At 59.1% G+C, this 12,829-nt stretch carries 8 protein-coding genes and 1 tRNA gene; 7 read left to right on the forward strand and 2 right to left on the reverse strand.

The features are described 5' to 3' along the window. Window positions 1–14: 14 nt before the first annotated feature. The 3 genes from ACFPO9_RS27240 to ACFPO9_RS27250 are packed head-to-tail and all read left to right on the forward strand — an operon-like array spanning window position 15 to window position 4,875. Window positions 15–1,928 (forward strand): HAD-IIIC family phosphatase, encoded by a 1,914-nt coding sequence (locus ACFPO9_RS27240; RefSeq protein ID WP_379777485.1) that lies wholly within the window; start codon window positions 15–17, stop codon window positions 1,926–1,928. 4 nt (window positions 1,929–1,932) lie between these two features. Beyond that, window positions 1,933–3,573, forward strand: a complete 1,641-nt coding sequence (locus tag ACFPO9_RS27245) for an MBOAT family O-acyltransferase (RefSeq protein WP_379777487.1) — start codon at window positions 1,933–1,935, stop codon at window positions 3,571–3,573. Window positions 3,574–3,576: 3 nt separating this feature from the next. Next, on the forward strand, window positions 3,577–4,875 hold the full coding sequence (locus ACFPO9_RS27250) for an MATH domain-containing protein (protein WP_379777489.1): 1,299 nt from the start codon (window positions 3,577–3,579) through the stop codon (window positions 4,873–4,875). Between the two features lie 99 nt (window positions 4,876–4,974). Here ACFPO9_RS27250 and ACFPO9_RS27255 read toward each other — a convergent pair whose 3' ends face one another. Beyond that, the gene (locus tag ACFPO9_RS27255) at window positions 4,975–7,194 is read right to left on the reverse strand and encodes an RIFT barrel domain-containing protein (RefSeq protein ID WP_379777491.1); all 2,220 of its coding nucleotides are present in this window, start codon (window positions 7,192–7,194) and stop codon (window positions 4,975–4,977) included. A 260-nt stretch (window positions 7,195–7,454) separates the two neighbouring features. Further along, window positions 7,455–8,324 carry a c-type cytochrome gene (locus ACFPO9_RS27260; RefSeq protein WP_379777493.1) on the reverse strand — a complete coding sequence of 290 codons (870 nt, stop codon included), beginning with the start codon at window positions 8,322–8,324 and terminating at the stop codon, window positions 7,455–7,457. Between the two features lie 189 nt (window positions 8,325–8,513). On the opposite strand from ACFPO9_RS27260, the gene ACFPO9_RS27265 reads away from it, so the two are divergent. The 4 genes from ACFPO9_RS27265 to ACFPO9_RS27280 all read left to right on the forward strand — a co-directional run bounded on the left by ACFPO9_RS27265 (window position 8,514) and on the right by ACFPO9_RS27280 (window position 12,805). Next, window positions 8,514–8,589 (forward strand) — tRNA-Arg (locus ACFPO9_RS27265). Window positions 8,590–8,920: 331 nt separating this feature from the next. Beyond that, window positions 8,921–10,210, forward strand: a complete 1,290-nt coding sequence (locus ACFPO9_RS27270) for a nucleotide sugar dehydrogenase (protein WP_379777495.1) — start codon at window positions 8,921–8,923, stop codon at window positions 10,208–10,210. Window positions 10,211–10,322: 112 nt separating this feature from the next. Then, window positions 10,323–11,351, forward strand: coding sequence for an SDR family oxidoreductase (locus ACFPO9_RS27275; protein ID WP_379777497.1), 1,029 nt, complete (start codon window positions 10,323–10,325; stop codon window positions 11,349–11,351). Window positions 11,352–11,392: 41 nt separating this feature from the next. Further along, window positions 11,393–12,805, forward strand: a complete 1,413-nt coding sequence (locus tag ACFPO9_RS27280) for a TIGR03013 family XrtA/PEP-CTERM system glycosyltransferase (protein WP_379777499.1) — start codon at window positions 11,393–11,395, stop codon at window positions 12,803–12,805. The last annotated feature ends 24 nt before the right edge of the window (window positions 12,806–12,829 follow it).

Raw genomic sequence — 12,829 nt, forward strand, 5'->3', positions numbered from 1 at the left:
GCGCAAGGCTTCGTATGAAATTGAAGGAATTACCATGGTTGCCGCCGGCAGGCGACGATTTCCGTCCGCGCGTCCGCGCTTTGCGTCAAGCAGCAGAAATCGATGAGCGCGACATTCGCGTTCTCGCCACCTCGGCCTTGAATCTGCCTCAACTCGAGTTGCTGGCAAAAGCGGTGCCAAAAACGGCGCTACCGCTCGGCGTAGAGTGGATCAAGATGGCCGTTCTTTCAAACGCCACGACCGATTTGCTGCTGCCGGCGATCGTTGCCAGTGCACCGCGCCATGGAATCTGGGTCGATGCGCACGGTGCGCCCTTCGGTTCCTTCGTCAACGAAGCGCTCGACCCAGAGTCCGAAACGCATCGGCGCCGCAACGACGTGGTGGTTCTGGCGCTCGATTACCGGGCCTTTGGCTTTACGCCCTGTCCAGGCAATGCCGCGCGTGCTGCCGAGCTGGTGGACGCCGCCGTGCAAACCGTCACGCAGCTGACGCAAGCTTTCCAGGCGGCGAATGGCGCCCTCGTGGTCGTGCAAACGCTGGCGCCACCGGCGACTGGCTTGTTCGGCAATCTCGATGGCCAGTTGCCGGGCACCTTGTTGTGGATGGTGGAACGTTTCAATCAGCAGTTGCGTGCCGTTCAGGCGCCTGGTCAGGTGCTGCTCGATGTCGCCCGTCTGGCGGCGAATATTGGTCTGGATCAGTGGCATGATCCAATCCAATGGAACATTGGGAAATTCCCGTTCAGTCACGACGTGGTGCCGCTGTATGCCGATACGCTGTGCCGACTCGTCATGGCTGCCAAAGGCAAGGCGAAGAAATGCCTGGTGCTGGACCTCGACAACACATTGTGGGGTGGCGTCATCGGTGACGATGGCATGACCGGTATCGTGCTGGGGCAGGGCGATGCGGTGGGAGAAGCTTTTCTGGAAATCCAGCGAACTGCATTGGCGCTACGTGAACGCGGCGTTATTCTCGCGGTGTCGTCGAAAAATGACGAGGCAGTAGCCCGCCAGGTGTTTCGCGAACATCCCGACATGCTCTTGCGTGAAGAGCATATCGCCGTTTTCCAGGCCAATTGGAAAGACAAGGCCAGCAACCTGCGCGCAATCGCCGATACACTGTGTATTGACGTGAGCGCGCTGGTGTTCCTGGACGACAATCCGGCGGAGCGTCAACAGGTCCGGCTGGCCCTGCCCGAGGTGGCGGTACCGGAATTACCCGCAGCGCCCGAATATTATCCGGCCATGTTGCTGGCCGGCGGCTACTTCGAAGCGGTGCAGTTTACCGACGAAGATCGGGTGCGCGCAGCCCAGTACCAGGAGAATGCCGCACGTACCGTGGCCTTGGGTGCTGCCTCCGACATGAAGACCTACCTCGAATCCTTGAGCATGACCGCGCATGTATCGCGCTTCGATGAAGCCGGACGCGCGCGAATTACGCAGCTGATTAACAAGACCAATCAGTTCAATCTGACGACGCGCCGCTACACGGAAGCGGAAGTCGCCGCGTTCGAGAGCGATCCGGGTGTGATCGGACTGCAAATCCGTCTGCAGGACCGTTTTGGCGACAATGGCATGATCAGCGTGCTTATCTGCAAGCGCGATGGTGAGCGCGGGGTGATCGACACCTGGCTGATGAGCTGCCGGGTCTTGAACCGCCGCCTCGAAGAACAGGTTCTGAATATCCTGTGCGTCTCCGCCCGTGCGCAAGGCATCAGGCAACTCGTCGGCGAGTACCGCCCTACCGCCAAGAACGGCATGGTCAGCGAGCACTACCGCAAGCTCGGCTTCACGCTTGCGGAAGAGCGGGCCGATGTCGTGACCTGGACGCTGATGCTGGACGACTACGAACCGCGCAGCGTACCAATCGCCGTTGTTGCAAGCAGCGGCCTGGAGACAGCTTTGGCCGAAGAGCTCGCCGCAGGTTGATGACATGTTATTCAATTCCTATTCCTTCATCTTCGCTTTCCTGCCGCTGACCGTTCTCGGTTATATGATGGTCAACCGGCTGGGCTCGCGCTCGGCCAGCCTGGGTTGGCTGATCCTGTCGTCGATGGCGTTCTATGGCATCTGGAATCCCATTAACCTGGCGATCATCCTGCCGTCGATTGCAGTGAACTACGGACTGGCGCTGGCGATCCGACGTCAGCTGTATGGCGCGACACCGCGGCCCTCGGTCGCCAACCTGCTGACGACTGTCGGCGTAGTCCTGAATCTCTGCTTCCTCGGCTATTTCAAGTACAAGAACTTCTTCCTTGGCTCGATCAATGACGTGGCCGGAACGCACTTCGTGCTCACCCAGGTAATGCTGCCTCTGGGGATCTCCTTCATTACGTTCCAGAAGATTGCCTTTCTGGTTGACGTGCGCTCCGGCGCGATTCGCGACTTCGACCTGTTCGACTTCCTGACATTCGTGTTCTTCTTCCCGCAACTGATCGCCGGACCGATCGTGCACTATCGGGAAATGATGCCGCAGTTCGCGCAGATCAGCAGCCGTCTCGATCCGGAAAACCTGGCTGTTGGCATGACGATTTTCGCGATCGGTCTGTTCAAGAAAGTGGTGCTGGCAGACGGCATCGCCTTCTATGTGCCGGAAGGCTTCAATACCGCTGCTGCAGGCGGCAGCCTGTCATTTTTTCCAGCCTGGATGACGGCCCTGGCCTATACCCTGCAAATTTACTTCGATTTTTCCGGCTACTCCGATATGGCAATCGGCCTGGCGCGGATATTCGGCATCAAATTGCCGATGAATTTCAATTCGCCGCTCAAATCGTCGAGCATCATTGAATTCTGGTCCCGCTGGCACATTACGCTGACGCGCTTCCTGACGGCCTATGTTTATACGCCGATAGTGATGTCGCTGACACGCAAGCGTATGGCCAAGGGAAAGCCTGTCATTGGACGCAAGCGTCCGACACTGGGCGCATTCCTGCTCCTGTTGTGCTGGCCGACCGTGTTTACGATGTTTCTGTCGGGTTTCTGGCATGGCGCCGGCTATACCTTCCTGGCATGGGGCGTCCTGCACGGCGTTTACCTTACGATCAACCACGCATGGCGCCAATGGCGTCCGAAATGGGACAAGGCTACGTATGAGCGCATCATGAAGCCGCTCGGCTTCGTGCTGACGTTTGCTGCAGTAACGGTCGGCATGGTCCTGTTCAGAGCCCCTACGATCGAGTCGGCGCTCCACATTCTTCACGGCATGGCCGGCTTGAATGGCGCTTCGGTGCCGATGGCGCTGTTGAACCGCAGTGCCAGCCTAGCGTCCGTTTTGCACCACCTCGGGATCGCAGGCGACATGAGTTCCGGAGCCGTTTTCACCGCAACGACACTTTGGATCGTGGCCTTGTTCCTGATCGCGACGGTGATGCCGAATTCGCTTGAACTGATGCAGCGTTATGCGCCTGCGCTGTACTTCGAACCGGGCAAGTCTGGCTCGCCGAAACCGGCATGGCGCCTTGGAATGACGACGGTGAGCTGGACTGCCGGCTGGGCCATTCTGATCAGTGCCTTCTTCGTGTTCGGCGCCCTCGGCTTGAGCCGTCCCAGCGAATTTCTCTATTGGCAGTTCTAAGTCATGACTCCATTCCGGTACTGTCTCACCCTTGGCGCGACTGCGGCCGCGCTGGCCGGTGCCATCGCCACGTTTAACTACGCGGTCGATCCTTACTTGCTGTTCGACGTCAAGCGCGTCCACGGCTTCAACGACTTGAAACCGTCTGTCGCCACACGTGAAAGGATGATGAAGGCTTATCAGGTCAGCCGGATAAACGCCCGCACCATTGTCATGGGCAGCTCGCGTCCCGACCTCGGCATCGACCCGGCGACCGCTTCCTGGCCGGCCTCGGCCCAACCGGTTTACAACCTCAGTCTGGTCGGATCGGGTATCGGCGCTGGGCTGAAGTATCTGCGCCATTATCTGGCGATGAACGAAAAGCAGGCTCCGCACACCCTCGTGGTCGGTCTCGATTTCGAATCCTTTTTGTATGTGCCGTCGCAGTCAGGTAACCCGACTGTGCAACGTCGCACCATGGGCGAGCTGGAAGAGCGCCTGGCCGTCGACGATGAAGGCAATCCTAATCCGCAAAGGACGGTCCGGATACTCAAGGATCGGGCACTGGGCTTGTTGTCGCTCGACGCGCTCGGTGACAGCATCAAGACGATCGCTGGAAGCCGCGCATCCAATGCCGTCAATCTCGAGCCGAACGGCCATGTATCCGAAGCCAGCATGCGCGACGCAGCGCGTGCCGACGGCTTCAAATTGTTGTTTACACAAAAACATCTCGAAGTGATCAAACAGTATGGCAAGCCACGCCGTGTCCTGTCCGATCGCGCGGATGCGCCAATTCGCGGATTTGACACCTTGCGCGAACTACTGTCGCTCGCGAAGGCCAAGGATATCGAAGTCATCTTCGTTATCCAGCCAGCTCACGTCTCGCGTCTGGAATTGTTGGATCGAATGGGATATTGGGACGATTACGAACGCTGGAAACGCGAATTGACTATGTTGAGCGCCGAGGCAGGCACCAGTCAGAAAGTTGTGCTGTGGGATTTTGGCGGCTATGAACGACAGGTGAGCGAGACGGTGCCGGGCAAGGATAGCGGCGCTTCAGACATGCAATGGTTCTGGGACCCCGTGCACTACACGTCGAAGCTGGGCGACATGATGGTCGCGCGGATATTCAAGGATGGACAGGCAGAGGGGTTTGGGGTGCAACTAAAGCCGGAAAACGTCGAGGCGCAAATCAGGAAAGTGCGCCTCGACCGCGATGCCTTCCGAACAGCCATGCCTGAAGAGGCGGCACGGCTGTCGCGGCTGGTGTGCGGCACCTGGCCTTGCCCCGCATCGAACGACATCGTCGCGTCCGCCCGCTGAGTATCGGGTATGGATCACCGGTACATGGCAAAGACGTAAAAAAGCCGGGGTATCGCCAGCTGGCGATACCCCGGCCATTGGCAGGGGATGCGTGTTGCGTTAGCGCGGAACGATGGCGAACTGCGGACTGATCGCGTAGTCCGGCTTGACGCTACGGCCTGTGAACTTGGTCCATGCGGCTTGTCCAGCGGTACCACCTGCACGTGCAGCGTAGGCCAGGGCCGGCTGCATATTGGACGGATACCCTTCCGTCGACGACGAGTAGCCCGTCATTTCGCCAACTTTCACACCCAGCTTGGTCGCCATGGCCGCGCTGCCGCATTCGAGCCCCAGGAGATCGGGATTAGTGGCCTTGTAAGCTTGGGCAATCGTCGTATAGAACGGAGCGGTGGCCGAGTCACGTACTTTCAAAGTGTAGCTGGCGCCCTTAATCCAGCAGGCGCCGACACCAGTCATGCGCTCGATAGGGAACTTCGATTTCCAGGTCAGCAAAGACGTTGCATTGGTAAAGCCGAGATCTGCAGTATGGCCAACTACTGACGTGAAGAAGTCGTCCATCCATGGGCCCGTACCAGTATTGTTGTCATAGTTCACTGCGTAACCGTTGGCAATAAAGCCCAAGCTGTTTGCCGACGAGTTATTCGTGTAGGTACTGTTGTAGTAATCCAGGTTGTTGTTGAGAAGGCGGGTGAATGTAGCCTTCAACGCGTTGGTGTCCGGCGTAATATAAGCAGCTTCGGCGACGGTACGCAGGCTCCAGGCTTGACCTCGCACCTGGTCTGACTTGTACAGGCCTTTACCGGCCTCACGGTATCCAGGGTTCGACGAGAACGAATTCCACATCGCCCAAAACTGCAGCTCTTCCAGGTAGTAATAGTCACCGGTAACCAGATAAGGCAGATAAGCAAAGTTTGCCTGGTGCGCCGAATCATGGTCGTTAGGCGTCTTGCAAGCCGTCGACGATGCGCATGCAGGGAAATATTCGTATTGCTTGGTTGCCTTGTTGTATGTGTCGGTGTTCAAGCCGAGCGTCGTCATGTACGGATAGTCCTCGACACTGATCGGTCGATCGGTCTTGCGGTCGCGGTAGTGCGACGACCAGCTGCCCGACAGGTCTGCCGTTCCCAGCACGACGTCCTTTGCACGCTTGTCCATGCTGAGCAGATAGCTCACGCTCCAGCCCGGGAGAAGACCGATTTCCGGACGGCCGCCGGTTCCCGGCATGTAAGGAGCCGCCATGCCGACAGCCATCGGCTCGGTGATGGCACCGGTCCATTTGGTTTTGAAGCCCGCCAGAACCGACTCAGGGGTCACGATGCTCTGGTCGTAATTAGGCACTGCACGCGAATTGATCAGGTAAGCGGTGTTGTGCTTGACGTTGACTTCCGGCGTTGCGGTATTGAACCAGAACAGCTTGCGCCAGCGGGCATGGTGATAATGGTTCAGCCCTGCCTTGGTGTAGACCGACATGCCGCCCATGATGACGCTGGCGTCGTAGGTGAAGTTCTGCGGCGACGGCTCATAGGCCCAGTCGTTCTCGACGACGACGTCGGCACGCGCCTTGTTCGTGCCCGGATACCAGCGGATGGCCAGACGGGCCGACAGGTGCGGGTGCGCGGCGCCGCTGCTGGTACGCAGCGGGGCCGAGACCTGCCATTCGGTGGCGACCGGGCCATTCAGCCAGGTGGTCGGGGCAGCGCTCTTGAGCAGATCTTCCGCCGCGACGTAATAATCGACGCCGCCGACATTGGCGTGGACGGACAGCGTGAAGCCGCTGCGCAGCAGCGAATCCACGGTGACCGTACCGGTCGGCGCGGTGCCGCCTTTGACCAGCGACATGGTGCGCACCTTGGCCGGGGCGATGCTCGGCACAACAGCGGAAATGATGGCATGACGCACGGAACCGTCCGGATGGGTCGCCTTGACGTCCACCTGCAGCGGGACGGTGGTGCCGTCGTCCAGGCGGCCGGTCAGTTTGTCGGTGGCAAGCAGGTTGCCTTGGGCGAAAACTTGACCGAAAGTGACAGGCACGTTGGTCTGGGTCGCGGTCGCGCTGGTGTTTTCGAAACGAATATCGGTAATGCCGACACTCGAGGTGGAAGCCGGCGACGACGTGGTACCGCCAGTGGTTGACGGGACGGTGGTGGTGATCGGGCCAGTCAGGATGCCTGGCAGGGAGGTGCTGAGCGAAGCAGCGGTCTGGGCACCGGTCGAGGTGCCTGGAGTCTGGTCGCTACCTGCGCCACAGGCGGCAAGTGCGGAGCTGATGAGTACAACGGAAAGACGCCGGAGCGACACGAAGTTTTTAACAGATTTCATATTCAGTTTCTCTGGTTAAGCGCTAGTCGGTTTCTTTTTATTTGGTAGTGCTAGATTACGCCAAAGAAATTAGTGATGCACGGAAAAAGTCAAATAAACCCCTATTTGTTCCCGTACGGCAACGCAACATTGTCGAGCAATTTATGAATATTATTCTTATGAAATGCATTCTCGACAGTTTTTTGTATGGGTAAAAAGGACTGTTTTAAAAACAAAACAAAAAAGCCGCCCGTAGGCGGCTTCTTGTAGATGAGAAATTGTTACTTGGCAGCGGCGACCATGTAGTCAACGGCGCTTTTCACATCCGCATCCGGCGCGCTTGCCCCGCCTTTCGGCGGCATCATGCCGGTCTTGCCCTGGAAGCCCTTGAGCGCATGCTCGTACAGCACAGCCGGACCCTGGGCGATACGAGGCGCCCAGGCTGCCTTGTCGCCCATCTTGGGAGCGCCTGCGATGCCAGCGCCATGGCAGGCCATACAGGTGGAGCCATACAAGGTCTTGCCGGCGCCACTGTCGGCGGCTGGGCTTGCAGTTACCGGGGCAGCAGAAGGGGCAGCGGCCGCCGCCGGGGCAGCTGCTGCTGCATCACCATTCGCGGCTTGCGCCGGAGCGGCAGGGGCTGGCGCTGCCGGTTCCTTGAACTTGGCGCCCGATTGATTCGCCATATATACAAGAGCGCGCGCCACTTCGACGTCGTCCAGGTCCGGGTTGCCACCCTTTGCCGGCATCGCGCGGATACCGTTGATCGCGTGCTGGAGGAGGGTGTCGTAGCCTTGCGCGATGCGTGCGCTCCAGGCGCCAGCATCGCCGGCTTTCGGTGCGCCGGCGGCGCCGGTGGCGTGGCAGGCGGCGCACACGGCAGTGTAGACGGCCTGGCCATTCTGCAGCACCTTGGGCGCGTTCGCATCCTTCAGCGCGAAACCTTCCTCGGCGACCGGACGCACGCGCGCCATGACCGATTCCGGGTTCTGCCCTTCCGAGCCCGCGCCGGTCAAATGTCGATTCGTCACGAACGACACCAACAAGATGATGCCGATGACGATGACGAGGAAAAACCCTGCCACTGCGGCGATCAGCTGTTTCGGGGTTCGGATGAAAGCCTGGTGTTCACTGTGATGTGCGTCGCTCATGATTTCCTTACTTAACAATAAAAAAACCTGCTGGCGTCCGGCGCTTAGCTACCTTACCCGTCATAAATGGCGCGGAACCGGGCGATTATAGATCGAAAGCACGTTAATGGAAACGCAATTTCTCTACAGTCAACATTGGTATCCATAGACGGGATGGCCAAAATTCTGTATCCTTCGCCTCACTCCTGCGCGGCTGTAGCTCAGTGGATAGAGTATTGGCCTCCGAAGCCAAGGGTCGCTGGTTCGATCCCAGCCAGCCGCGCCACCCCTGCAATTCCCACATTCCCGTCGTCTTTCCTCCCGCTGCGTCTACCGGCCAGACCTCACCGCACGTGTTTGCTTACGGTGACCACTACTGCTGAGCGTAATAAAAATTAGCAATAATTCTCCTGCGCACGATAGAAGTCCTGTAGAGATTGTTTTTTTAAAAATGTTAAAATTGCATCTGGGTTACGAATGAAGCCTTGTGACATTGTGCGAAGCCAGCTGTGGTTTTTTGAGCGCCGATTACAGGCAGTTGTTGAGTGCCATTCTGTTTCCATGCTATATTTTAAGTTAGCAGAATTGCAAAAATTAATATTCTTACGGAACACGATATGAAAGTAGATCAGGTCGTTGCAGTCGTTGGATTGGGCTACGTGGGTATGCCTTTGGCTGTTGAATTCGGCAAAAAGTCGAAAACCATCGGTTTCGACCTGTCGGCATCGAAGATCGAGAATTACAAGAAGTTCATCGATCCGACAGGCGAGTTGTCGACTGAGCAGCTGAAAGCGGCACAACATCTTGAGGTCACGACCGACCCGTCGGCGCTGGCACAGGCCGACTATATCGTGGTGGCTGTGCCGACCCCGGTCGACATTGCCCATAATCCGGACTTCACGCCGCTGGCCGGCGCCAGCAAGACCGTCGGCAAATACATGAAGCGCGGCGCGATCGTCGTCTTCGAGTCGACCGTCTACCCGGGTGCGACCGAAGAAGTTTGCATCCCGATCATGGAAAAAGAGTCGGGCCTGAAATGGATGGAAGATTTTCACGTTGGCTTCTCGCCGGAGCGCATCAACCCGGGTGACAAGGAACACACCCTCACTACCATTCTGAAAGTGGTGTCGGGCGACGACGAGGCGACCTTGGACAGCATCGCCAAGCTGTACGAGTCGGTGGTGACCGCCGGCGTGTATCGCGCTTCCAGCATCAAGGTGGCCGAAGCCGCCAAGGTCATCGAGAACACCCAGCGCGACCTGAACATCGCCCTGATGAACGAACTCGCGATCATCTTCGACAAGGTCGGCATCGACACGCTGGAAGTCCTGAAGGCCGCCGGCACCAAGTGGAACTTCCTGCCCTTCCGCCCGGGCCTGGTGGGCGGCCACTGCATCGGCGTCGATCCGTATTACCTGACCCACAAGGCCGAGATGGTCGGTTACCACCCGCAGGTGATCCTGGCGGGCCGCCGCATCAACGACGGCATGGCCAAGTTCGTGGCCGAAAAGACCGTCAAGTCGATGATCTCCTCGGGCTTCCACGTGAAGGGCTCGAAGGTCAACGTGATCGGCCTGACCTTCAAGGAAAACTGCCCGGACCTGCGCAACTCGAAGGTCGCCGACATCGTCCACGAACTGGAGTCCTACGGCTGCGACGTGCATGTCTACGACCCGGTTGCCGAAGCCGAAGAAGCCCAGCACGAATACGGCATCAAGCTGGAGCGCTGGGAAGACCTGCCGAAGGCCGACGCCCTGGTCGTGGCCGTGCCGCACAAGGAAGTGCTGGCCCGTTCACTGCTCGACTTCCAGTCCAAGCTGAACGACAACGGCTGCTTCATCGACGTCAAGTCCCAGTTCGACTCGAAAGCCATCAGCGAAGCCGGCTATTGCGTCTGGCGCCTGTAAGCTTCTCTGAACCGACTCCGCCCGTGCAGGCCTGCGCTACCGCAGTCGGCACGGCGGGCGGCACACCGGTGATCCTTGTCTGAACGTGTGCAAAAAGTAAAGTGTCTCAATCGTGAAAAAGATTCAAGATGTCCAACAGCACTTGAGCCAGAACAGCTATCGCTGGCTGGTCACCGGTGCGGCCGGCTTCATCGGTTCAAATCTGGTGGAAACCCTGCTCAAGTTGAATCAGCGCGTCACCGGCCTCGATAACTTCGCGACCGGTCACCAGCACAACCTCGACCAAGTCCGCGAACTGGTCGGCGAACAAGCTTGGCAGAACTTCACTTTCCTGCAAGCAGACATCCGTTCGCCGGACGATTGCGTGCGCGCCTGCGAGAACGTCGACTTCGTCCTGCACCAGGCTGCATTGGGTTCGGTGCCCCGCTCGATCGCCAATCCGCAGCTGACCAACGAAACGAATATCACCGGTTTCCTGAACATGCTGGTAGCCGCGCGCGACGCCAAGGTGAAGCGCTTCGTCTACGCCGCCTCCAGTTCGACCTACGGCGACCACCCGGGCCTGCCGAAGATCGAAGACCGGATCGGCAAGCCGCTCTCGCCGTATGCCGTGACCAAATACGTCAACGAGCTGTACGCCGACGTGTTCGGCCGCACCTATGGCATGGAATCGATTGGCCTGCGCTACTTCAACGTGTTCGGTCCGCGCCAGGATCCAAACGGCGCCTATGCGGCCGTGATCCCGAAGTGGGTGGCGGCGCTGATCCGCAACGAAGAGCTGCGCATCAACGGCGACGGCGAGACCAGCCGTGACTTCTGCTACATCGATAATGTCGTGCAGATGAATCTGCTGGCGGCGCTCGCGGACAGCGAAGCGGCCAACCAGGTTTACAACACGGCCTTGAATGACCGCACGTCGCTGAATCAGCTGCACGCGATGATGTGCTCCCTGCTGGCCGACCAGTTTCCGCACGTGGCGGCGCACAAGCCGGTCTACGTCGACTTCCGCGCCGGCGACGTGCGCCACTCGCAGGCCGATATCGGCAAGGCCGTCTCGATGCTGGGCTATGCGCCGACGCACCGGATCGGCGACGGACTGAAGGAAGCGATGAACTGGTACGTGCGTAACCTTTCTCGATAAGCACTGCAGTATTTTTAAGTAGAAGAATACCGGAGGCTACCGTGCTTAAGATTTCCAACCACTATGTGTCGAAGATCGTCTTCGTCCTGCTGTTCGTTGAAGTGCTGGTCCTGCTCGGCGCCGCCTACGTCGGCGCGGCGGTACGCTTCATGGAGCTGGGCCAGCCGGTCGGCCTGCCGAACATCGAGAGCCTCGATCACTTCTTCACCTCGGCCATCGCCTTCACCGCCGCCATCATCTTCAGCATGAGCGCGATGGGCATGTACCAGCTCGACTTCAATGAAGGCCTGCGCAATCCCTTCTTCATGAAGCTGATGCCCTCATTCCTGATGGGCTTCCTGATCCTGACCCTGGTGTTCTACGTCGCACCGGACCTGTATTTCGGCCGCGGCATCCTGGCCCTGGTGTTCGCGATCGCCGCCGCCGGCATCTTCATCGCGCGCATGATCTTCTTCAAGAGCTCGGAGCTGCGCTTCCTGGAGACGCGCATCCTGTTCCTGGGCAGCGGCCCATTGGCCAAGGAATGCAGCGACCTGGCCGTACAAAGCGCCAGCTACCACCGCTACAACATCACCGGCTTCATCCCATCGCCGAACGAAGAGCTGTGCGTGTCCTCGACCAGCCTGCTGAACGGGCGCGAAGGCGATACCCTGGTGGCGCTGGCGCGCCAGTACAACGTCGAGGAGATCGTGGTGTCGGTGCAGAACCGCCGCGGCGGCTTCCCGATCAAGGAACTGCTCGACTGCAAACTGGCCGGCCTGAAGGTCACTGACGCCGCTACCTTCTTCGAACGCGAGACCTGCCAGATCCGGGTCGACTCGCTGCAGCCATCCTGGCTGGTGTTCGGCGGCGGCTTCGACCAGAGCTTCGTGCGCACCTTCATGAAGCGCAGCTTCGACATCGTCTGCAGCACCATCATCCTCTTGCTGACTTTCCCGCTGATGCTGCTGGCCGCGCTGGCCGTCAAGCTGGAAGACCGCGGTCCGGTATTCTATTCGCAGGAGCGGGTAGGCAAGGACGGCAAGACCTTCTTCGTGCATAAATTCCGCAGCATGCGCACCGACGCTGAAAAGGGCGGCAAGCCGCAGTGGGCCCAGCAGAACGACCCGCGCATCACCCGCATCGGCAACTTCATGCGCAAGACCCGCATCGACGAGCTGCCGCAGATCCTCAATGTGTTCAAGGGCGACATGTCCTTCGTCGGCCCGCGCCCGGAGCGCCAGTATTTTGTCGACCAGCTGATCGAGGTGGTCCCGTATTACAATGTGCGCCACAGCGTCAAGCCGGGCATCACCGGCTGGGCCCAGGTGCGCTACGGTTACGGTTCGTCCGCCGAGGACGCGCTGCAGAAGCTGCAGTACGACCTCTACTACGTGAAGAACAACAGCCTGTTCCTCGACGTCCTGATCCTCATCGACACCCTGAAAGTCGTCCTGTTCCGCAGCGGACGCTGACCGGCCCCGCGGCCGCCGGCGGCC

Source organism: Massilia aerilata (assembly GCF_042656905.1).
In the GTDB taxonomy this organism is placed as follows: domain Bacteria; phylum Pseudomonadota; class Gammaproteobacteria; order Burkholderiales; family Burkholderiaceae_D; genus Telluria; species Telluria aerilata.